Annotated in this window: 20 protein-coding genes; 10 read left to right on the top strand and 10 right to left on the bottom strand. The window is 73.6% G+C overall.

The features are described 5' to 3' along the window. Positions 1-52: 52 nt before the first annotated feature. Positions 53-2,395 (bottom strand): glycoside hydrolase family 65 protein, encoded by a 2,343-nt coding sequence (locus G7Z13_RS32470; protein WP_166004229.1) that lies wholly within the window; start codon positions 2,393-2,395, stop codon positions 53-55. Continuing rightward, the gene (locus tag G7Z13_RS32465) at positions 2,392-3,210 is read right to left on the bottom strand and encodes a beta-phosphoglucomutase family hydrolase (protein WP_166004227.1); all 819 of its coding nucleotides are present in this window, start codon (positions 3,208-3,210) and stop codon (positions 2,392-2,394) included. Before G7Z13_RS32465 ends, G7Z13_RS32470 begins: the two co-directional genes overlap by 4 nt. A gap of 125 nt (positions 3,211-3,335) precedes the next feature. Here G7Z13_RS32465 and G7Z13_RS32460 point away from each other — a divergent pair, with 125 nt between their 5' ends. The 4 genes from G7Z13_RS32460 (at position 3,336) to G7Z13_RS32445 (ending at position 8,459) form a co-directional block, all read left to right on the top strand. Next, positions 3,336-4,040 carry a nucleoside/nucleotide kinase family protein gene (locus G7Z13_RS32460; protein WP_166004225.1) on the top strand — a complete coding sequence of 235 codons (705 nt, stop codon included), beginning with the start codon at positions 3,336-3,338 and terminating at the stop codon, positions 4,038-4,040. A gap of 169 nt (positions 4,041-4,209) precedes the next feature. Then, on the top strand, positions 4,210-5,127 hold the full coding sequence (locus G7Z13_RS32455; protein ID WP_166004223.1) for a MurR/RpiR family transcriptional regulator: 918 nt from the start codon (positions 4,210-4,212) through the stop codon (positions 5,125-5,127). 301 nt (positions 5,128-5,428) lie between these two features. Beyond that, complete coding sequence (locus G7Z13_RS32450; RefSeq protein ID WP_206313182.1) at positions 5,429-5,809, top strand: hypothetical protein; 381 nt, start codon at positions 5,429-5,431, stop codon at positions 5,807-5,809. A gap of 97 nt (positions 5,810-5,906) precedes the next feature. Continuing rightward, positions 5,907-8,459 carry a SpoIIE family protein phosphatase gene (locus G7Z13_RS32445; RefSeq protein WP_240926425.1) on the top strand — a complete coding sequence of 851 codons (2,553 nt, stop codon included), beginning with the start codon at positions 5,907-5,909 and terminating at the stop codon, positions 8,457-8,459. Between the two features lie 39 nt (positions 8,460-8,498). Here G7Z13_RS32445 and G7Z13_RS32440 read toward each other — a convergent pair whose 3' ends face one another. Next, complete coding sequence (locus G7Z13_RS32440; protein WP_166004217.1) at positions 8,499-8,852, bottom strand: helix-turn-helix domain-containing protein; 354 nt, start codon at positions 8,850-8,852, stop codon at positions 8,499-8,501. Between the two features lie 130 nt (positions 8,853-8,982). Between G7Z13_RS32440 and G7Z13_RS32435 the strand changes: the two genes are divergently transcribed. Beyond that, positions 8,983-9,633 carry an anti-sigma factor antagonist gene (locus G7Z13_RS32435; protein ID WP_166004215.1) on the top strand — a complete coding sequence of 217 codons (651 nt, stop codon included), beginning with the start codon at positions 8,983-8,985 and terminating at the stop codon, positions 9,631-9,633. A gap of 40 nt (positions 9,634-9,673) precedes the next feature. Here the strand turns inward: G7Z13_RS32435 and G7Z13_RS32430 are convergent, their stop codons facing one another. Continuing rightward, a complete protein-coding gene (locus G7Z13_RS32430; RefSeq protein WP_166004213.1) occupies positions 9,674-10,495 on the bottom strand; it encodes a hypothetical protein in 822 nt (273 codons plus the stop codon). 118 nt (positions 10,496-10,613) lie between these two features. Here G7Z13_RS32430 and G7Z13_RS32425 point away from each other — a divergent pair, with 118 nt between their 5' ends. Together G7Z13_RS32425 and G7Z13_RS32420 are read left to right on the top strand one after the other, a co-directional pair. After that, positions 10,614-11,348 (top strand): TetR family transcriptional regulator, encoded by a 735-nt coding sequence (locus tag G7Z13_RS32425; protein ID WP_166004211.1) that lies wholly within the window; start codon positions 10,614-10,616, stop codon positions 11,346-11,348. 207 nt (positions 11,349-11,555) lie between these two features. After that, a complete protein-coding gene (locus G7Z13_RS32420; protein ID WP_166004210.1) occupies positions 11,556-11,981 on the top strand; it encodes a zinc ribbon domain-containing protein in 426 nt (141 codons plus the stop codon). A gap of 7 nt (positions 11,982-11,988) precedes the next feature. Here G7Z13_RS32420 and G7Z13_RS32415 read toward each other — a convergent pair whose 3' ends face one another. Continuing rightward, complete coding sequence (locus G7Z13_RS32415) at positions 11,989-12,390, bottom strand: PPOX class F420-dependent oxidoreductase (RefSeq protein WP_166004208.1); 402 nt, start codon at positions 12,388-12,390, stop codon at positions 11,989-11,991. A gap of 64 nt (positions 12,391-12,454) precedes the next feature. Further along, positions 12,455-13,633, bottom strand: coding sequence for an aminotransferase class I/II-fold pyridoxal phosphate-dependent enzyme (locus tag G7Z13_RS32410; protein ID WP_166004207.1), 1,179 nt, complete (start codon positions 13,631-13,633; stop codon positions 12,455-12,457). A gap of 178 nt (positions 13,634-13,811) precedes the next feature. On the opposite strand from G7Z13_RS32410, the gene G7Z13_RS32405 reads away from it, so the two are divergent. Together G7Z13_RS32405 and G7Z13_RS32400 are read left to right on the top strand one after the other, a co-directional pair. Further along, the gene (locus G7Z13_RS32405; protein ID WP_166004205.1) at positions 13,812-14,642 is read left to right on the top strand and encodes an SAM-dependent methyltransferase; all 831 of its coding nucleotides are present in this window, start codon (positions 13,812-13,814) and stop codon (positions 14,640-14,642) included. Between the two features lie 120 nt (positions 14,643-14,762). Beyond that, a complete protein-coding gene (locus G7Z13_RS32400; RefSeq protein WP_166004203.1) occupies positions 14,763-16,076 on the top strand; it encodes a S1 family peptidase in 1,314 nt (437 codons plus the stop codon). A gap of 16 nt (positions 16,077-16,092) precedes the next feature. On the opposite strand, the gene G7Z13_RS32395 is transcribed toward G7Z13_RS32400, so the two are convergent. From G7Z13_RS32395 to G7Z13_RS32385, 3 genes are all read right to left on the bottom strand, one after another. Then, positions 16,093-16,254: a hypothetical protein gene (locus G7Z13_RS32395; protein ID WP_165994900.1), complete on the bottom strand. Its 162-nt coding sequence runs from the start codon at positions 16,252-16,254 to the stop codon at positions 16,093-16,095. Between the two features lie 124 nt (positions 16,255-16,378). Further along, positions 16,379-17,074 carry a L,D-transpeptidase gene (locus G7Z13_RS32390; protein WP_166004202.1) on the bottom strand — a complete coding sequence of 232 codons (696 nt, stop codon included), beginning with the start codon at positions 17,072-17,074 and terminating at the stop codon, positions 16,379-16,381. 108 nt (positions 17,075-17,182) lie between these two features. Continuing rightward, positions 17,183-18,484, bottom strand: coding sequence for an MFS transporter (locus tag G7Z13_RS32385; protein WP_166004200.1), 1,302 nt, complete (start codon positions 18,482-18,484; stop codon positions 17,183-17,185). A 100-nt stretch (positions 18,485-18,584) separates the two neighbouring features. Between G7Z13_RS32385 and G7Z13_RS32380 the strand changes: the two genes are divergently transcribed. Continuing rightward, on the top strand, positions 18,585-19,133 hold the full coding sequence (locus G7Z13_RS32380; protein ID WP_166004199.1) for a hypothetical protein: 549 nt from the start codon (positions 18,585-18,587) through the stop codon (positions 19,131-19,133). Here G7Z13_RS32380 and G7Z13_RS32375 read toward each other — a convergent pair. After that, positions 19,124-20,041, bottom strand: coding sequence for an SDR family oxidoreductase (locus G7Z13_RS32375; RefSeq protein WP_166004197.1), 918 nt, complete (start codon positions 20,039-20,041; stop codon positions 19,124-19,126). The two genes, G7Z13_RS32380 and G7Z13_RS32375, sit on opposite strands and share 10 nt — an antisense overlap. Between the last annotated feature and the right edge of the window lie 6 nt (positions 20,042-20,047).

Below are 20,047 nucleotides of genomic sequence, written 5' to 3'. Positions count from 1 at the left end.
TCAGCAGGAGGCCGCTCGCCCGCGGATGGCTGCACCAGAGGGTGTCCGCCGTTCAGCGGGCGTTGGGGCGCCGGTGCGGGGGCTGCTGCGGGGCGGGGCGGTCGGGCGGTGCGGGGACCGTCCGGACGGCCGGGCCGTCGGTGCTCACGGTCAGCGGTTCACCGTGGTGGCCGATCCTGAGGGGCGGGCCGGAGAGCAGGGTGTAGACGGCCTTCTCGGGGGTGATCTCGACCCGCAGGCGGCGGCCGAGGATCTGGACGCAGAACGCCAGCCGGCTGAACCGCTCCGGCAGCTGCGGGGCGAAGCGCAGCGTCCGGCCGTCGCGCCGCATCCCGCCGAATCCGGCCACCAGGGCGGTCCAGGTGCCCGCCAGCGAGGCGATGTGCAGTCCGTCGCGCGTGTTGTGCTCCAGGTCCGCCAGGTCCATGAGGGCCGCCTCGGCCGTGTAGTCGTAGGCGAGCCGCAGATGGCCCGCCTGGGCGGCGACGACGGCCTGGACGCACGCGGACAGGGAGGAGTCGCGGACGGTCAGCGGCTCGTAGTAGGCGAAGTTGCGGGCGATCTGCTCGTCGTCGAAGTGACTGCCGCAGGTGTACATCGCGAGCACCAGGTCGGCCTGTTTGACGACCTGCTTGCGGTAGAGGTCGAAGTACGGGAAGTGCAGCAGCAGCGGGTAGTGCTCGGGGCGGGTGGCGGCGAAGTCCCAGCGCTGGTGGCGGGTGAAGCCCGCGTGCTGCTCGTGCACGCCCAGTTCCCGGTCGTACGGCACGTGCATGGCCTCGGCGGCGTCCCGCCAGGCGGCGCTCTCCTCGTCGTCGACGCCGAGCCGTTCGGCCTGCTCGGGGTGGCGGCGCACCGCCTCGGCGGCGGCCAGCAGGTTCTGCCGGGCCATCAGGTTGGTGTACGTGTTGTCGTCGGCGATGGCGCTGTACTCGTCGGGGCCGGTGACGCCGTCGATGTGGAAGACGCCCTCGTGGTCGTGGTGGCCGAGGGAGCGCCACAGGCGGGCGGTCTCCACCAGCAGCTCCACGCCGGTGTCCCGTTCGAATTCGGTGTCGCCGGTGGCCGCGGTGTAGCGGATCACCGCGTCGGCTATGCCGGCGTTGACGTGGAACGCGGCGGTCCCGGCCGGCCAGTACGCCGAGCACTCCGCGCCCTCGATGGTCCGCCACGGGAAGGCGGCGCCGGACAGGCCCAGCTGGGCGGCGCGTTCCCGGGCGGCGGGCAGGGTGGTCTGCCGCCAGCGCAGTGCCTCGGCGACCGCATCGGGCGCGGTGTAGGTGAGCAGCGGCAGCACGAACATCTCGGTGTCCCAGAAGGCGTGCCCGTCGTAGCCGGAGCCGGTCAGGCCCTTCGCGGGGATCGCCCGGCCCTCGGCGCGGGCACCCGCCTGCAGGACGTGGAAGAGGGCGAAGCGGACGGCCTGCTGGATCTCCTCGTCGCCGTCGACCTCGACGTCGGCGCGGGCCCAGAAGTCGTCGAGGTAGGCCCGCTGGTCGCGCAGCAGCCCGTCGAACCCGCTGTGCGCGGCGGCGGCCAGCGCCGCCTCGACCTGGTCGCTCATCGCGGGCCGGGAGCGGGCGCCGGACCAGCCGTGGGCGACCAGCTTCTCCACCCGCAGCCGCTGTCCGGGCTCCAGCACCGAGGTGACGGTCAGCCGGGCCACGTCCACGTTGCTCTCGGCGGACGTCGTCGTCCGCTCCGGCCCGTCCACGGTGTGCTCGGCGGCGACGGCCACCCGCAGTCCGCTGCGCCGGGTGCGGTGCACCAGCCGCAGCCGGGTGCCGGAGGCGAAGTCCTCCTCGGGCTCCAGCGGCGACTTCAGCGCCTTCGCGGCGCGCGGGTCGCCGTTGGGGTCGGGCAGGCTCTCGTTGGCGACCAGCTCGGACTGGATGACCACCCGGGTGCGGCTGTCGACCGGCTCGACCTCGTAGGCGACGGCGGCGATGGCCCGCTGGGTCAGGGAGACCAGGCGGGTGGAGCGCACCCGGACCGTGGAACCGGCCGGGGAGGTCCACTCGCAGACCCGTTCCAGGACGCCCCGGCGCAGGTCGAGGGTGCGCTCGTGAGCGACGAGCCGGCCGTAGCGCAGGTCGAACGGCTCGTCGTCGACGAGCAGCCGCAGCACCTTGCCGTTGGTGACGTTGATGACGGTCTGGCCGGACTCGGGGTAGCCGTAGCCGGCCTCGGCGTAGGGCAGCGGGTGGAGTTCGTGCACCCCGTTGAGGTAGGAGCCGGGCAGGCCGTGCGGTTCGCCCTCGTCGAGGTTGCCGCGCCAGCCGACGTGCCCGTTGGACAGCGCGAACACCGACTCGCTCTGGGCGAGGACGTCCAGGTTGAGGTTCGTCTCGCGGACGGTCCACGGCTCGACGGCGTACGACCGCTGCGCGATCACTCGGCGTCCCCCAGTGCGGCCAGGTCCTCGACGACGACGTCCGCGCCGTGCGCGTACAGGGCATCGCTCTGCCCGACGCGGTCGACGCCGACGACGTACCCGAAACCGCCCGCGCGGCCCGCGTCCATGCCGGCGAGCGCGTCCTCGAACACGGCCGCCTCCCCGGCCGTCACGCCGAGGTCGCGGGCGGCGGCGAGGAAGGTGTCCGGGCGGGGCTTGCCGGGCAGCCCGCGCTCGGCCGCCACCACACCGTCGATCCGTACGTCGAACAGGTCCTCGGCGTCGATCGCGCGCAGCACGTCACGGCAGTTGGCGCTGGAGGAGACGATCGCGGTGCGCAGCCCGTGGGCGCGCACCGCCCTCAGATAGCGCAGGGTGCTGTCGTAGGCCTCGACCCCGCCGGTGCGGATGCGTTCCAGCAGCAGCTCGTTCTTGCGGTTGCCGACGCCGTGCACGGTCGCGGCGTCCGGCGGGTCGCCGGGGTCGCCCTCGGGCAGTTCGATGCCGCGGGAGGCGAGGAAGGTGCGCACGCCGTCGGCGCGGGGGCGGCCGTCGACGTACTCGTCGTAGTCGGTGACGGCGTCGAACGGCCGGAAGCCCTCGCCCTCGCGCTCGCGCAGGAACGCGTCGAACGTCTCCTTCCAGGCGGCCGCGTGCGCCACGGCCGTCCGGGTGACGACGCCGTCGAGGTCGAACAGACAGGCCTTGATGCGCTGGGGAAGGCCGAGTTCCGACTTCTCCGCCCCCTCCGATCCCCCCGCTGTCCCGCTCTGCGCCGTCTTCTCCGTCCCCGTCTTCTCCGTCTTCTCCGTCATGAGGACACGGTTCCCCGCATCGGGCCGCGCAGCGAGTGGCGCACGCCACACGGGGATGGTCTGTGCCTCGTTCGGAGTGCGCCCCGCCCGCCGGAACACCCGGCCGCGGTGACAGACTCTGTGGCGTGCCGCTGACCTTCGACGACCTCCTCGCCCGCGCTCGTGCCCTGACCGCGGGCGGGCGCCGGGCGCTGCTCGGTATCGCCGGGGCGCCCGGCGCGGGCAAGACGACACTGGCCGAACGCCTGGTGCGGGAGCTGAACGGTGGCGGCGAGCCGTGGGTCGCCCATGTCCCGATGGACGGCTTCCACCTCGCCGACGCCGAGCTGGAGCGCCTGGGCCGCCGGGACCGCAAGGGCGCGCCGGACACCTTCGACGCGGCCGGGTACGCGGCGCTGCTGCGCCGGCTGCGCGAGGACGCCTCCGCCGGAAGCCGCGGGGACGGCGGGGACGGGATGGACGGTGGAAGCCGCGGGGACGGCGGGGACATCGTGTACGCGCCGGGCTTCGAGCGCGTCCTCGAACAGCCGATCGCCGGTGCCGTGCCGGTGCCGCCCACGGCCCGGCTGGTCGTGACGGAGGGCAACTACCTGCTGCTGGACACCGGCGCGTGGGCGCGGGTGCGCCCCGAGCTGGACGAGGTGTGGTTCTGCGCGCTCGACGAGACGGAGCGGATCCGCCGGCTCGTCGCCCGCCACGAGGAGTTCGGCAAGGCGCACGCCGAGGCGGTGGACTGGGTGCTGCGCACGGACCAGCGCAACGCCGAACTGGTCGAGCGCACCCGGGACCGGGCGGACCTGGTGGTGTCGGTGGCGGAACTCGCCGGGTAGCGCGCCCGCGCGCCGCCCTCCGCTTTTCCCCGGCTTCCGAGCCCTCGCTTCCTGCCGCCTCTCCTCGCTCACCGTCCGCCGCAGCCGCAGGTGAGGGCCGTACGGCGACGCTGGCCGGCGCGGTGCGTGAGCTATGTTGAACCGCGTGGGAAGCAAAGGAGGCGCACCGGTGCCATCGCCGCAGCAGGCACGCGCACAGGCATCCGCGATCACCTCGGGGAAGATCGCACCGGAAGCGGAGGCCGCCCCGACTTCCCAGCTCAGGACGCTCTTCGACCGGCCCCGGCTGTCCCCGGGGCAGCGGCGCATCGCGCAGTATCTGATCGAGCACATCACCGAGGCCGCGTTCCTGTCGATCACGGATCTCGCCGAGCGCGTCGGGGTGAGCCAGCCGTCGGTGACCCGGTTCGCGGCGGCGGTCGGCTTCACCGGCTACCCGGCATTGCGCGAGAAGCTCCAGTCGATCGCGCTGGGCACGCTCGCGGGCGGGCCCGCCGAGGAGGACCGCGCCAACGAGCTGCAGGCCGCGGTGGACGCCGAGATCGAGAACCTGGAGAACCTGCGACGCGACTTCGCCGATCCGGACCAGGTCATCGCGATCGGCCGGGAGCTGTCCGCGTCGACGCCGCTGACCGTGCTGGGGCTGCGGATCTCCGCCTCGCTCGCCGAGTACTTCGCGTACGCCGCGCGGCGCATCCACCCGGACGTACGGCTGGTGACCCGGGGCGGCAGCGTCGCCTACGACGCGCTGCTGCAGTCGCGGTCGGCGGGCGGCACGTGGGTGCTGGCGTTCTCGCTGCCCCGGCACGCGCAGGAGACCCTGACCGCGGTGCGCGTGGCCCATGACGCCGGGCTGCGCGTCGCCCTGATCACCGATCTCGCGCTCGGCCCCATCGCCGACGAGGCCGACGTCACCTTCGCCACCGGGACCGGCTCCCGGCTGGTCTTCGACTCCTACGCCGCGCCCGGCGTGATGGCCGCGGCCCTGCTCCAGGCGATGACGGACGCCGACCCGGAGCGGACGCACGCCCGCCTGGAGTCGTACGAGCAGGTCTCCGACCAGCACCAGTTCTTCCTGCGCGACTGAGCCGAGTCCGACCGGGCTCACCCGGCCGGCGCCGAACGGCCTCACCAGGGGAGCAGTCACATCAAAGCGCGCATGAATGTTTTCATACGTCTTGCAAAGGCGACGGCATATATAAATACTGCTCGCGGATCCCGCACCACAGCGGACTCCCGAAGCCGCCGACCCTACCCGCGACGGCCCGGGGGTTCGGACCGGGCGTCGCACCGCGCACGCCCACCGCGGCGGTCCCCCGGTCATCCCCTAGGCCGGGGGCCCGCCGCGCCCGTCGTCCCATCCCTCAGCGACGCAGCACACGGAAGCGATGCTCATGCCCCTGACGACCACGCGCATCAGCCCGGACTGGCCCTGCCAGGTCAAGACCCCCGGCAGCTACGACTGGGAGCGCTCGGCGGCCAAGTGGCTGCGCGAGCTGGTGCCGTCGCGGTACGCCAGCTATCCGGCGCTGATCCGCCACCCCGTGCTGCTCGCCCGGCACGCCGAGATCCAGGTGCAGCAGGAGATCCGCGTCGCCCGCACCGCCCTGCAGACGGCCCGCGCCGACCTGCCCCGCCTCGGCATGCCCGAGTCGGTCATCGAACACACGATCAAGCTGTACGCCGCCGAGGTGATGCAGCTCCAGCACATCGCCCGGAGTGTGCGTGCCGTCAGCCAGGCCCTGGCCGAGCACACCTCACACCGCTGACCTCGACACATACACCCGCCGGCCCGGATCCGCGCGCCCGCCGGATTACCGGACGCGTGGCGGCGCCCGAATGGCCGCGATGTGCCATGCTCGTGGCGTGACGAGCGAGTCCGCCGAGCCCACCCGACCCGGCATCGGGCCCGACGCATCCGGATCGGCCGGGTTCGTCGCCCGGCAGCGCGCCGAGCCGGACCGCTCCGGTGATCCGGCGGCGGTCCCGGCGGTGCTGGAGCGGGCCAAGGGAGCGCTCATGGCGCTCACCGGATGCTCGGCGCGTGCCGCCCACGACGAGCTCCTGCGGCGCGCGCGGGCCGGTCACCGCACCCTGCTCGAGGAGTGCCGGCTCCTTCTCGCCGCGCCGGCGGACCCACCACCGCAGCCGGGCCCCCTCCCCCGCCACCCAGCCCGGAACGCCGACGGCTCCCCCGACCGCGTTTCCCCCTCCCCCGTTTCCCCCTCCCCCGGCTCTCCCGACCAGGAATCACCGGAGCGGGGCTCACCGGGCCCCGCCGCTCCCAGTCCCGGCACGCCCGCCCCCACCCTCACCCCCGCCTCCCCCGGCCCCGCCGTGCCCGTGGTCAGTGCGCGGGATGCCGGGGGGCCGGAGGACGACGCCGGGATGCTGGAACGGCTCGGGGTGGCCCTGGCGGGAGTGGAGTCGCCGGAGGAGCTCGCCCGGTGTCTGCTGGAGCATCTGCGGCCCGAAGTGGGCGCGGACGCCGTGATGGTCTTCGCCCGGCTGCCCGAGGGCGGGCTCGAACTGATCGGACATGCCGGGATCGACAGCACGCTGGCCGCACAATGGCGCCGGGTGCCGCCGCTGGCGGGCATCGCGGCGCTGGACGCGCTGCGCACCCGCGAACCTCGCTGGCTGGAGGACATCGAGCAGAACGCGCAGCGGTATCTGCTGATCGGCGACCCGCCGGAGCGCTGGCTCTCGCGCGCCTGGCTGCCCGTGGTCACCGGCGACACCGCCGAGGTCTCCATCGGCGTACTGCGCGGCCGCGCGGGCCCGTTCCCGCCGCTGGTGCGGGAGCGGCTGCGGGCCGTCGCCCGGCTCTGCGCGGGCCGACTGCGGGCGTTCGACACCCGGCCGGAACCCACCGCCCGCGGCGGCGCCGCCGTACAGGCCGTCCTGGACACCCTTCCCGGCGCGGCCGTGCTGCTCAGCCCGTTGCGCACGGCGACCGGCGAAATCGAGGACTACGTCGTGGAAGCGGCGTCCCCGGAGACCGTCGACGTGGCCGGGCGCACCGGCCGGGAGCTGGTGGGAAGGCGGATTCTGGAGTGCTGGCCGCCGCTGGCGGACGAGACGCTGTGGCGGGGCTGCGCGCACACGCTGGCCACCGGGGAGCCGTACGAGGGTGAGCCGTACGGGCAGCGGGACCTGGTGGTCGGGACGGCGGAGCTGTCGACCTACCGGGTGCGGGCGGCACGGCTGGACGGCGGGCTGGTCGTCAGCTGGGTGCGCTACGACCCGTCGGACCGGCAGGAGCGCCGGCTGGCGGACGTGCAGCGGCTGGGCAACCTGGGGTGGGCGAACTGGAACCTGGTCACCGAGGAGGTCACCTGGTCCGCGCAGGCCTTCGCGGTCCTCGGCCGTGATCCGGTCCAGGGCCCCGTCCGGCTGGCCGACCTGCCCGGCCTGGCCGTGCCCGAGGACGCGCCCGTCCTGGGCCACGCGCTGGACGAGCTGATGCAGGCGGGCCGGCGGGTGGACGCGCCGTTCCGGATCAGGACGGCGAGCGGGGTGCGCCATCTGCGGATCGTCGCCGAGGCGGTCACCGACCTGCGCGGCGCACCCGTGGAGGTGCACGGGTTCCTCCAGGACCTGACCGCCCAGCGCCGCGCCGAGCTGGCCCTGGTGGCCAGCGAGCGCGCGATGCTCACCCAGCACGGGGCGCTGCGCGCCGAGCGGGCGCTGGCGGGGCGGTTGCAGCACGCCCTGCTGCCGCTCCCGGACAAGCCGCTGCACCTGGCCGGGCTGCGGGTGGAGGTGGCGTACCTGCCCGCCCAGTCGGGGGTGCAGGTCGGCGGTGACTGGTTCAGCGCGATCGAACTGTCCGACGAGGCCGCCCTGTTGGTGGTCGGGGACGTGGCCGGACACGGGGTGGGAGCGGTGGCCACCATGGCCCAGCTGCGCTTCACCGCCAAGGGCATGGTGATCACGGGGTCGTCGCTGACCGGCGCGCTGGGCCGGCTCAACACCCTGCTGCTGCACTCGCGCGACGCGCACGGCATGGCGACCTTGATGCTGGCGCGTTATCACGCGCGCGGGCGGCGGCTGGTGTGGGCGCAGGCCGGTCATCCGCCGCCGCTGCTGCTGCGCGACGGCGTGGCCCGGTTCCTTGAGCGGCCGCGTGGCGTCCTGCTGGGGGCGAGCGCCGAGCCGTCGTTCGAGGAGGCGGAGTGCGTGCTGCGGCCCGGTGACCGGCTGCTGCTCTACACCGACGGCCTGGTGGAACGTCCCGGAGAGGGCATCGACAGCGGTCTCGCCCGGCTGGCGGAGGCCGCGATGGTCCATGACCGTGACGAGCCGGGCTCGTTGGAGCCGCTGCTCACGGCGCTGCTGGAGGGCGAGCGCCGTGACGACGTGTGCGTGCTGGACATCCGGGTCCCGACGGAGCGGGACATTCCCGGCGTGGGGTGACCGCCTGCCTCCCCCTTGCCGGGATCACCGGCTCAGGCGTCAACGACGCTCGCCCACCGTCGCCGCCTCACCGTCCGCCCTGTCCCCGCGGTAGGCCTCGTCCCGGGCGAGCACGGACAGCAGCGAGGCGACCGTGAGCCCCGCCTCGGCCGGGTGCCGCAGCACCTTGCCGGGCTCGATGCGGTACGTGTTGCCGCGCCCCTCACGGCTGTGGGACAGATAGCCGGCCTCCTCGAGGTCGGCGATGATCTTCTGCACGGCGCGTTCGGTCAGCCGGCAGTGCGCGGCGATGTCCCGGATGCGGGCCGTGTGGTCATCGGCGATGGCGGCCAGCACGCGGGCGTGATTGGTCAGAAACGTCCATCCTGTATGCGGCTCAGGCACTCCACCCATGGGGCCATCATAGGGCTGCTCATTCCCGTATCCCAAAACACGAAACGAGTTTCATGTATCGCTTGACGTATGTTGCTTCGAGGTCCAGCCTGTAGGCGAGGGCAGGCAGCAATTCGAGGGAGAGTCGGCCATGCCGGAGTCTGACGACCGCCCGTCGCCGACGGTCGGGAGTCCCGCGCTGACCATCGGGACCGAACCCGATGGCGGTCGCGCACATGTCACGGTGGCCGGCGAACTCGGCCTGGACGTCGGCGAAGAACTGCGGGGCGCCCTGCGGGCTGCCCTCGCGAACGCGGACGAGGGCATCGACCTGGACCTGAGCGGCGTGTCCTTCTGCGACTGTGCGGGACTGAACGTGCTGCTCGCCGTGCGCGAGCAGGCCCTGGCCGAGGGCAAGACCCTCACGCTCGCCCGCGTCTCCCCCATCGTCGAGCGGCTGCTGTCGCTGACCGGCACCCGGTCGCTGTTCACCCCGGCCGCCGAGGGGAACGGCCGTGAGCCGGAGCCGGGTGTGGAGGTCGTCCAGCTGCGCCGGGCGATGCGGACCCGGCCGGCCATCGACCTGGCCCGCGGGGTGCTGATGGCGTCGTTCGGGCTGAGCCCGCAGGACGCCTGGCAGGTGCTGGTCGCGGTCTCACAGCGCACGGACACCCCGCTCCACCGCCTCGCGGACGGCTTGGTGGAGGCCGTCAACGGCGAGTCGCTGCCGGAGCCGCTGCGCCGGGAGGTGGCCGCGGCGGTGGCCCGGCTGGGCTGCAAGGGGGCGGCCGACGCGGGCTGAAGGCCGGTCAGGGGATGCCGGCGATCGGCGTCGGAAGCCGTCAGGCGGCGAGGAACCGGTGCAGGGAGGCGGTGAACGCCGTGACGAACGCGTCCCGCCGGTCCGCGGGCAGCGCGTCGAGGGAGAGGTACGGGTTCAGGTCCTCCAGTTCGACCAGCAGCAGCTCCCCGTCGGGGGCCCGGCACGCGTCGACCCGCTGGACGCCGTGCCGCAGGCCGTTCCACTCGATGAAGCGGCGGGCGAACCGAAGGTCCTCGGGACCCGGTGCGTACGGCTGGAGCTCCCAGCGCCGGTCCGGGTCGGGCGCGTAGAGGGCGTACTGGAAGTCGTGGTCGACGAAGTAGAAGGAGACCTCGTACGCGAAGTCGACGTGGGGCTGGACGAGGACGGTGCCGTCGGCGAGGCCGGGCAGTTCCGCGGCCGGCACCACCCGCAGACCGATCGAGTCCGCGCCCAGCTTGGGCTTGACCACATAGCGCTCGGCGGCGGGCAGCCGCTCCAGGCCGGCGGCGTGGTCCACGGTCGGGATGACCGGGAAGCCCGCCTCCGTCAGGTCGAGCAGATACTGCTTTCCGGCCATGTCGGCGCGGCCGGTGAGCGGGTTGTAGACCCGTGCCCCGGTGTGCAGCGCGTGGGCGCGGAAGGCCTGGTAGGCCTCCCGGTAGGCCAGGACGGGACCGCTGTTGCGGACCACGACGGCGTCGAAGGCGTCCATCAGCGCGAGCGCGTCACGGGGATGGCACAGGGCCAGGTCGAACGCGTCGCGGAGCCGGGAGGTGAGGTGGATGTCCTCGTCGCAGTAGCGCCGCCCGCGGGCCGGGTAGGCCAGGTCGGTCACGTAGAGGATGCGGGCGCGGGGCATCGGGTCTCCTCGGCTGCGGCGGCTGAGCTGCGCAAAGAGTACGCGCACAGGCGTGCGGGGAACTGAGTTCCCCCCACGTGCAGCACTCAGTGCCATCGGGCGTGCTACGTTCCCGTCCATGAGCTCCAGCAGTGCGGCGTCCGGGGGTGGCGAGAAGGCGCGGGCGGCGGGCGCGAAGCCGCCGATGCGGGACGCGCTGGTCGCGGCGGCGTTCCGGCTGTTCCTGGAGCGGGGCTACGAGCAGACCACCGTCGACGACATCGTGGCGCTGGCCGGCGTCGGCCGGCGCTCGTTCTTCCGCTACTTCCCGTCCAAGGAGGACGTGGTCTTCCCCGACCACGAGCGCTGCCTGGCCGACATGGAGGCCTTCCTGGCGGCCGGCGCGGCCGACGCGGAGCCGGTGGCCCGGGTCTGCGACGCGGCCCGCCTGGTGCTGCGGATGTACGCCGAGAACCCCGCCTTCTCCGTGCAGCGCTACCGGCTCACCAAGCAGGTGCCGGGCCTGCGCGCCTACGAGCTGTCGGTGGTGTGGCGCTACGAGCGCGCCCTCGCGGAGTATCTGCGCGGCCGCTTCGCCGGGCGGCGCGACGGCACGCTGCGCGCGGACGTGATCGCGGCGGCCGTCGTCGCGGCGCACAACAACCCGCTGCGGTCCTGGCTGCGCTCCGACGGGCAGGGCGACGCCGGCGCGGCCGTGGACCACGCGCTGGGTTTCGTGCAGTCGGCCTTCGGGGGCGGCCCGGTGCCGTCCGCCGAGGAGCGGCCCGAGGACGTGGTGGTGGTCGTCTCGCGGCGGGGGGCGCCGCTGTGGCGGGTGGTGCAGGAGCTGGAGTCCGCGCTCGGCCGGGACTGAGCGCACGGGGGCTCACGGCGCACGGGGGCTCACGGGTCCCGCGGGGTCGGGGACGGAGCACGGCCGACATTGCGGGTACGGAGTGCCTTTACGCGTGGCACTGAGTGCCATACTCTGTCGCCGTGCACGGTGGCACGGTGAACCGGGCACAGGCGTGCACGGTGAGCCGCGCACGCGGATTCCGGCCGAGCGCAGGGAGTTGACAGCGTGTACCACCACTCAGGAAGCGCCGCTCAGCAGGGAGCCGGCTCCGCGGCGGGTGTCCTCGCCCCCGCGCGGGACCACCGGGCGGCGGACGAGGAGACGATCCTTTTCCAGCGCTGCACCTGGTGCGGCACCGCGATGTACCACCGGCTGCTGTGTCCGGTGTGCCAGGGCAGCGATCTGCGCACGGAGCGCAGCGCGGGCGTCGGCACGGTCCGCCACTCCACGGTGGTGCACCGCAACACCCCGGCCGCGCGCAATGTGTCGCTGATCGAGATGGCCGAGGGATTCGTGGTGCGGGGCCGGGTCATGGGGCCGCCCATCGGCATCCACAGCGGCGACCGGGTACGGCTGTCCACGGCCAAGGACCCGGTGCGCGGCGAGCCCGTCTTCCAGCTGATCGACGAGCCCTACCGCGCCTGGACCTGACGAGCCGTCAGGCGGACTTCGGTGTCCGCACCGGGATCACCCGGATGCCGACCGTGCCCGCCGTCCCGCGCCGCAGCCGGCTGCCGAGCAGCGTGAGGCGGCCGAGCACGCCGTACTTGCGGGCGATCAGCCCGCGGTAGCGGGCGGTGGTGGCCGCGTCGACGATCTCGGCGGTGGCCTCGACGGCGTCGCCGGTGGGGTTGCCGCGCACGTCGCAGGGGGCGATCCGGACCGACGGGTTGGCGCGGATCCGCTTCACCTTCCAGGAGTCGGCGGCCGTCCACACGCCCAGGGCGCCCTCGTCCTCCACCACCCACACCGGGGTGCCGACTCCCGTGCCGTTGCGGCGGTAGCTGGTGATCAGCAGATACTTGCCCGCACCGAGCCGGGCCGTGGGCGTCTCGTCCATGCCGGAAGTCTAGGCGCGCCGGTCGGCCCGCCGTGCGTGCCGTTCAACCCACCGTGCGTGCCCTTCATCCCACCGTGCGTGCCATCCGCCGTACCGCCTCGGTGATCAGCTCGGGTGAGGTGGCCAGGTTCAGCCGGACGTGCCCGGCGCCGCCCGTGCCGAACGGGAGGCCCGAGTTCAGGGCGACCCGGCCGCGGTCCAGGAACGCCTGCGCCGGGTCGTCGCCGAGGCCGAGGGCGCGGCAGTCGAGCCAGGCGAGGTAGGTGCCCTCGCCGGGGCGGTAGCGGACCGCCGGCAGGTGCTCGGCCAGCAGTGCGGCCAGCAGCCGCCGGTTCTCGTCGAGGCCGGCCAGCAGGGCGTCCAGCCAGGCGGTGCCGTCACGGAGCGCCGCGGTGTGCGCGATGACGCCGAGATGGCTGGGCCCGTCGCCGACCTCCTCCGGGAGCCGCGCCAGGTCGTCGGCGGCACCGGGGCCCGCGACGGCGAGGGCCGCCTTGAGACCGGCGAGGTTCCATCCCTTCGACGCCGACATCAGCGACAGTCCGCGCTCGGCGCCGGGCACGCTCAGCCAGGGCACGAACGCGGCCCCGTCCAGGACCAGCGGCGCGTGGATCTCGTCGGCGACGACCCGCACCCCGTACCGCTCGGCGAGCGCGGCGACCGCGGACAGCTCCTCGGCGGTGTGCACGGTGCCGGTGGGGTTGTGCGGGCTGCACAGCAGGTACGCGGCGCGCCGGCCGCCCGCCACCGCCGCCCGGAAGGCCTCCTCCAGTGCCGCGAGGTCGATGCGCGCGCCGGGGCCGAGCGGGGCCTCGGCCACCCGCCGGTCCAGGTGGGTGACGAAGGGGTAGAACGGCGGGTACACCGGCGGGTTGATCACGACCGTGTCCCCGGGCCCGGTCACGAGCTTCAGCATCTCGACGACGCCGAGCATCACGTCGGGCACGATCGCGGTGCGCTCGACGGCGATGCCGTCCCACCCCCACCGCTTCGCCGCGAACGCGGCCAGCGCCTCGGCGTAGCCGGTACCGGCCGGGTAGCCGGTGTCGCCGAGCGCCAGGGCCTCGGTGAGCGCGCGCACGACCGGCTCGGCGAGCGGCACGTCCATCTCGGCCACCCACAGGGGCAGCACGTCCTCGGGGTAGGTCCGCCACTTCTCGCTCGTACGGCGGCGGAGCTCCGGCAGACCGAGGGCGCGCAGCGGGTTGGGTTCTCCGGTCGTCTCGTGCGGGATACCGGTCATGCTCCCACCCTAGGGGGTGTCTCGCCGATCATGCCGGGCTCCCGGCCTGATCGGCGAGACGCCCCCTGCCGGACCGCGCGGTCCGGCAAAATGCGCAGGGGGATCGGCATTGATCAACTGGTCCGTCTAGATTGCTCCTTGACACTCCACCGCATTACGGCATCCCAGGAGCTGACCCGTGACCGAGAACCCGCCCACCACGGACGGCGTGGCCGATTCCCTGCGCGAGCGCATCAACACCTCCCAGCCGCACACGGCCCGGATCTGGAACTACTGGCTGGGCGGCAAGGACAACTACGAGGTGGACCGCGCGGCCGGCGACCAGATCCGCCGACTGCACCCGGGCATCGGCGCGTACGCGCAGGCCGACCGCCTCTTCCTGGGCCGTGCCGTGCGCCATCTCGTCCAGGAGGAGGGCATCCGCCAGTTCCTGGACATCGGCACCGGGCTGCCGACCGCCGACAACACCCACGAGGTCGCCCAGCGGCTCGCCCCGGACGCGCGGATCGTCTACGTCGACAACGACCCGCTCGTCCTGGCGCACGCCCGCGCGCTGCTGACCAGCACGCCCGAGGGCCGCACCGACTACCTCGACGAGGACCTGCGCAACGTCGACGCCATCCTCGAACACGCGGGCAAGACGCTGGACTTCAGCAAGCCGGTGGGCCTGATCCTGCTCGGCGTGGTCATCTTCATCGGCGACGACGAGGACCCGTACGGCCTGGTGCGGCGGCTGGTGGACGCGCTGCCGTCGGGCAGCCACCTGGTGCTGTCGCACACCGTCACCTCGCCGTCGATGCCGGACGTGGACGAGGCGGTGAAGTTCTGGAACGAGCACGGCACCCCGAAGCTGACCCAGCGCACGCCCGAGCAGGTGACCCGCTTCTTCGACGGTCTGGAACTGCTGGAGCCCGGTGTCGTCTCCTGCTCGCGCTGGCGCCCGGAGGGCGGCGACGGGACCGAGCCGGAGCAGGTGGCGATGTTCGGTGGGGTGGCCCGCAAGAACTGAGCCGGCCCCCGCGGGGGTGAACGGGCCCGGCTCCCGGCACGTATGCGAAGGAGGGCACTCGACTGCCGGAGGCCCCCGCGGTGTCGCCATCACCGCGCGTTCGGGGTTCGGGAGCCATGCATGAGGCACGTACGACGACGGATCGTCCGGCGAGCGGCACGGCTGGCGGCCGTCGGCGGTCTGCTGCTCGGCGGGACGATGGTCACGCAGGCCGTGGCGAGCCCGCCGCCGCCTGTCCCGCCCGTCACCGGTCCGGGTCTCGTCGAGCGGCTCGGCGCCGAGCGGACCGCGGGCAGCTGGCTCGGCGCGGACGGGCGGCCGGTGGTCGCGGTCACCGACCGGGACACGGCCGCAGAGGTCCGCCGGGCGGGTGCCACGCCCAAGGTGGTGCGGCACAGCCTGCGGGAGCTGAAGTCGGCCACCGCGTCGCTGCGTTCGGCGCCGCGGGTGGCCGGCACGGCGTGGGCGGTGGACTACCGGCGCAACGAGGTGGTGGTACGGGCCGACCGCACCGTCTCCGCCGCCGACTGGGACCGGCTCGCGCAACTCGCCGAGGAGGTCGGCGGGTTCGTCCGGATGGAGCGCTCGGCGGGCACCTTCACCACCCGGCTGAACGGGGCGCGGCCCATCCTGTCGACGAGCGGGCGCTGTTCGGCGGGGTTCAACGTGACCGACGGGCGGCGCGAGTTCATCCTGACCGCCGGGCACTGCGGGCCCACGGGCTCCGTGTGGTTCGCGGACGACCAGGGCGCGCGGGAGGTGGGCCGGACGGTCGCGGGGCGGTTCCCGGGCGCGGACTACTCGCTGGTGCGGTACGCCGGCGACCGGGCGGGCGGGGGCGCCGACGTGGTGGCGATCGGTGCGGGGAGAGGCGTACGGATCACGGGGGCGGCCGAACCGGCCGTCGGGCAGCGGGTGTTCCGCAGCGGCAGCACGACCGGGCTGCGCGACGGGCGGGTGACGGCGCTGGACGCGACGGTGAACTATCCGGAGGGCACGGTCACGGGCCTGATCGAGACGGACGTCTGCGCCGAGCCCGGGGACAGCGGCGGGCCGCTGTTCGCGGAGGGGATCGCGCTGGGGGTGACGTCCGGGGGCAGCGGGGACTGCCGCGGTGGCGGGACGACGTTCTTCCAGCCGGTGACGGAGGCGATGGACCAGCTCGGTGTGCGGCTGATCACGGCGGCCGGGGCCGGCTCGCCGGCTCCGTCGTCCTCCGCGAGTCAGGACGCGAGCGCGCCGGGCGTGCCGGCTCAGGCGGCGGGCGGCGGGGCGGCGCCGTCGCTGTACGCGCGGCTGGCGGACCCGCGCACCGCGGGTCCGGGGCTGCTGGTGATCGCGGGAAGCCTGGTCGCGCTGGTGGCCACGCGGTGGATCCGCACGGAGCAGGACCGCAGGGCCTACCAGCGCCAGTACTCGGCGAGCTGGAGTTGATTCGAGGACGGGTGGGTCAGGCGGCCGACGCGCGGTCGGCCCATTCCATCACGAGCCGCTGGTATTCCTCGCGCTGCTCGGTGTTCAGTGTCCCGCCCGACCGGCGCCACAGGGCCCGGATCTCCTCGTTGATCTCCGCTGCCGATCGCCCGGTGGCGGGTTCAACAGTGGTGGACATGCTGTGAAGCATACGGGGCCCGACGTGAAGATGGCGTGAGCGAACAGGAACGAATCCGGCATATCGGACGTGTTACTGATCACTCCCCCCTCGGCCCCCGGGCGGCCGGTGCGGGACGGGTGCGTCAGGTGCCCGGCTTGCGGCCGTACACGAAGACGTCGTCGCCGGTCTTCAGCAGCGACCAGTACTTCTTGGCGTCCGTCTTCGTCAGGTTGACGCAGCCGCGCGAGCCCGGCGGGTTCCACATGCTGACGTTGGCCTGGTGGAAGGCCTGGCCGCCGTCGAAGAACTGGGCGTAGGGCATCGGCACGTCGTAGATGGAGGAGACGTGGTCGATGTTGCGCCAGTAGATCTTCTTCAGGCCGGTGCGGGTCTCGTCGCCGTCGCGCCCGGTACGGACCGGGACGGGGCCGTAGACGAGCTTCTTGCCGTCCTGGATCCAGCTGAGCTGGAGGGTGAGGTTCACGCAGGCGATGCGACCCTTGTTCACCGGGCACTTGCCGGCCTTGTTGGGATTGTTCCCCACGGCCTTCTGCTTCAGCATCAGGTCCATCACGCCCCAGGTCACGGGGCCCGCGTAGCCGGCGTTCGGCTGGATGCCGTGCTTGGTCTGGAAGGCCTGGATCGCCTTGCAGTCGGCGGCGGACTGGACGCCGTCGACGGGCCGGCCGAGGAACTTCTCGACCTGCTTCTGGTACGGCCCCGTCTGGGTCGTACAGCTCGCCGCCTGCGCCGGAGCGGCGCCGAGCGCGAGTGTGAGCGGGGCCACCAGTGCGGTGGTACCCAGAACGACGGTTGCCCGTCTGCTTTTGTCCCCCATGGTCGGGTTTGCCCTTCGGATGCGATGAATGTCTGCTCAGGTAGACGGATACCTGCCCCGAACGGTTGTAGAGATGCGGCGGATGTGAGGCGCCTCATGCGGGGCGGCTCATCCGGCCCGCCGCGACGGGGCCGGCGTGGCAGGCGCCGGCCGCTGTCCCGGCAGCGTCCGCCGGCGCCGCACCGGTGAGAGCAGGACCGGCAGGAACGCCATCGCGAGCAGCGCACCCCCGGTCCAGAGGGCCGGGCGGACGCCGGCCACTTCACCGAGGAGGCCGGACAGGGCCGCGCCGACCGCCAGCGCGCCGGTCAGCATGAAGCGGAAGGTGGCGTTCATACGGCCGAGCAGGGCGTCCGGGGTCATTCCCTGGCGCAGGCTCACGCCGAGCACGTTGTCCATGCCGGTCTTGAACATCGTCAGGGCCCATCCGGCGCCGGCGAGCCCCAGCCAGGGGCCGCGCCCGATGAGCGGGACGAGCAGGGCGGCGGGGGCGAGGAACGGCCCGGCGAGGGCGAGGGTGCGGCCGTGGCCGAAGCGGGCGGCGAGGGGCCGGGCGCAGCGGGCGCCGAGCAGGAGACCGAGGCCGCCGGCGGCCCAGTACAGGCCCAGCACACTGGCCGGGAGGCGGAGTTCGCGGACGAACAGCACGGGCAGCAGGGTGTTCACGATCTGCGACCCGAGGTTGGTGAGGGACGCGGTGAGCGCGAGGGCGCGCAGCTCGGCGTTGCCGAGGACATGGCGCAGTCCCTCGGCGATCCGCGCCCGCAGGCTCGTCCGCGTGGCCGCCGGCCCGGGTGCGGTGCCGCCGCGCAGGGCGAGGAGCCGGAGGGCGGAGGCGAGGTGGGCCAGGGCGGTGCAGAGCACGGCGACGGGGGCGGTGAGCAGCTGGACGAGACCGCCGCCGAGGCCGCGCCCGGCGACGTTGCCGGCCGCCTGGAGGCTGACCACGGCGGCGTTCGCGCCCACCAGGGCGTCCCGGCCGACCAGGTGGGGCAGCACGCTCTGCGATCCGACGTCGAAGAAGACCGTCGCGCAGCCGGTCAGCAGGACCACCACGTAGAGCTGGCCGAGGGTGAGGGCGTCGAGCCACCACGCGAGCGGTACGGACGCGCAGAGCAGTGCGCGGGCGAGGTCGGCGCCGATCAGGACCCGGCGGTGCCGCATCCGGTCCACCCACGCCCCGGCCGGCAGCCCGATCAGCAGGAACGCCAGGGTGCTGAGGGTGGCGAGGGCGCCGGCCTGGCCGGGTCCCGCGCCCAGCGCGGCCACCGCGACCAGGGGCATGGCGACATAGCCGACGTTGGTGCCGAGCTGGCTGAGGGTGGTCGCGGTGAAGAGGGTGCGGAAGTCGCGGACCCGCCACGGGGATCGGGAGTCGGCGCGGTGATCGGTCTGGGGGTCGGTCGGCACGGGGACACGGTGCCCGACGGCGATCGAGTAGGACAAGTGAAGGAATCTACACGGATGTTAAGCGGCGCTGCATCGATTGTTTCCCGGATACCGTGCGTCCATGTCGGAGTTCATACAGCAACTGCCCGCCCTGCTCGGTGTGGTGATCGGTGCCCTCGGTTCCTATCTGGTGGTCATGCGCGGAGAGCAGGTCCGGTTCCGCCAGGAGCGGGCGGCCCGGTGGGAGGAGCGGCGGCTGGCGGCGTACGCCGACTACGCGCGCCAGTTGAAGAAGACCATCACCCTGGCCTACCGGGTGGCGTCGCACCTCGGGAACGACCCGCACCCGCACCCGCTGACGCCCGAGCAGGCCGAGCCGCTGCTGGCGGAGGCCGCGGACGCCCGGGACCCGGCCGGTGAGGCGCTGATCCTGCTGGGCAGCCGCGAGGTGGTGGACCGCGCGCGGGCGTGGGTGGTCGCGGTCCTGGCGATGGAACGCTTCCTGCGCGCCGGCACGCGCGACCCCGAGGCGTGGCAGGAACTGCTGGAGCGGCAGCGGGAGGCGCGGGAGGGCTACTACGCGGCGGTGCGCGCCGATCTGGCGCTGCCGCCCGGACACCCGGCGCGCTGGCCGCTGCCGCCGGCGTCGGACGCCGGTGCTCAGCGGTAGCCGGTGGTGTCCGCGGGCTTGCCCGCGTCCTGCACCTCGACGAGGTAGCGCCAGGCGTCGGGGCGGCTGCCGTCGAGGTCGGTGAAGCCGTACTCCCGGGCGAGTGCGCCGCTGGAGAGCGAGGCCCCGTTGTGGCGGGCCACGTCCGGGTCGGCGGCGAGGGCGGCGACGGCGCGGCCGACGTACCGCGGGGTCTCGGAGATGGCGAAGTGCGGCTGGGCTTCGAGGGCGTCGCGCCAGTTGTCCTCCCGCACCCCGAAGTGCTCCAGCATCATCTCCGAGCGCAGCCAGCCCGGGGTGAGGGCGACGGCGGTGGCGCCGCGCGGGCCCAGCTCGTGGGCGAGGGCGAACGCCATGCGCAGGACGGACGCCTTGGCGAGGTCGTAGAAGAAGGAGTTGCGGTAGTGGTCGCGGTTGTACTCGGCGGTTCCGTCGGTCATCTCCACGACCAGGCCGCCGGGCCGGCGCAGCAGCAGCGGCAGGGCGATGTGGCTGGTGATGGCGTGGGTCTCGACGGCGAGGCGGAGCAGTCTGAGCCCGTTGTCGAGGTCGTGCTCCCAGACCGGCACGTCGAACGCGAACAGCTTCTCACCGCCCCAGATGTCGTTGACGAGGACGTCGAGGCGGCCCTGCTCGCCGTCGATCCGGTCGACCAGGGCACGCACCTGCGCCGGGTCGAGGTGGTCGGTGGGCACGGCGATGCCCGTACCGCCGGCCTCGGTGACGAGGTCGGCGGTGTCCTCCAGGGTCTCGGGGCGGTCGTACTCCGAGCGCTGTGCGCGGGTGCTGCGCCCGGTGACGTACACCGTGGCGCCGGCCGCCCCGAGTTCCACGGCGATCCCTCGCCCGGCGCCGCGGGTCGCCCCGGCGACGAGTGCGATGGTGTCCTTGAGGGGCTGTTCCGGCATGTCCGG

Origin of the sequence: Streptomyces sp. JB150 (genome assembly GCF_011193355.1) — a bacterium.
In the GTDB taxonomy this organism is placed as follows: Bacteria; Actinomycetota; Actinomycetes; order Streptomycetales; family Streptomycetaceae; genus Streptomyces.
Note: the sequence above shows the minus strand (reverse complement) of the source record. Positions and strands in the feature narration are given on the sequence as shown.

Bases quoted from the DNA above. Each gene is read 5' to 3' on its own strand.
- G7Z13_RS32465 (WP_166004227.1), bottom strand. From the start codon at position 3,210: ATGACGGAGAAGACGGAGAAGACGGGGACGGAGAAGACGGCGCAGAGC.
- G7Z13_RS32450 (WP_206313182.1), top strand. From the start codon at position 5,429: ATGCTCATGCCCCTGACGACCACGCGCATCAGCCCGGACTGGCCCTGC.
- G7Z13_RS32440 (WP_166004217.1), bottom strand. From the start codon at position 8,852: ATGGGTGGAGTGCCTGAGCCGCATACAGGATGGACGTTTCTGACCAAT.
- G7Z13_RS32435 (WP_166004215.1), top strand. From the start codon at position 8,983: ATGCCGGAGTCTGACGACCGCCCGTCGCCGACGGTCGGGAGTCCCGCG.
- G7Z13_RS32430 (WP_166004213.1), bottom strand. From the start codon at position 10,495: ATGCCCCGCGCCCGCATCCTCTACGTGACCGACCTGGCCTACCCGGCC.
- G7Z13_RS32425 (WP_166004211.1), top strand. From the start codon at position 10,614: ATGAGCTCCAGCAGTGCGGCGTCCGGGGGTGGCGAGAAGGCGCGGGCG.
- G7Z13_RS32415 (WP_166004208.1), bottom strand. From the start codon at position 12,390: ATGGACGAGACGCCCACGGCCCGGCTCGGTGCGGGCAAGTATCTGCTG.
- G7Z13_RS32410 (WP_166004207.1), bottom strand. From the start codon at position 13,633: ATGACCGGTATCCCGCACGAGACGACCGGAGAACCCAACCCGCTGCGC.
- G7Z13_RS32400 (WP_166004203.1), top strand. From the start codon at position 14,763: ATGAGGCACGTACGACGACGGATCGTCCGGCGAGCGGCACGGCTGGCG.
- G7Z13_RS32395 (WP_165994900.1), bottom strand. From the start codon at position 16,254: ATGTCCACCACTGTTGAACCCGCCACCGGGCGATCGGCAGCGGAGATC.
- G7Z13_RS32390 (WP_166004202.1), bottom strand. From the start codon at position 17,074: ATGGGGGACAAAAGCAGACGGGCAACCGTCGTTCTGGGTACCACCGCA.
- G7Z13_RS32380 (WP_166004199.1), top strand. From the start codon at position 18,585: ATGTCGGAGTTCATACAGCAACTGCCCGCCCTGCTCGGTGTGGTGATC.
- G7Z13_RS32375 (WP_166004197.1), bottom strand. From the start codon at position 20,041: ATGCCGGAACAGCCCCTCAAGGACACCATCGCACTCGTCGCCGGGGCG.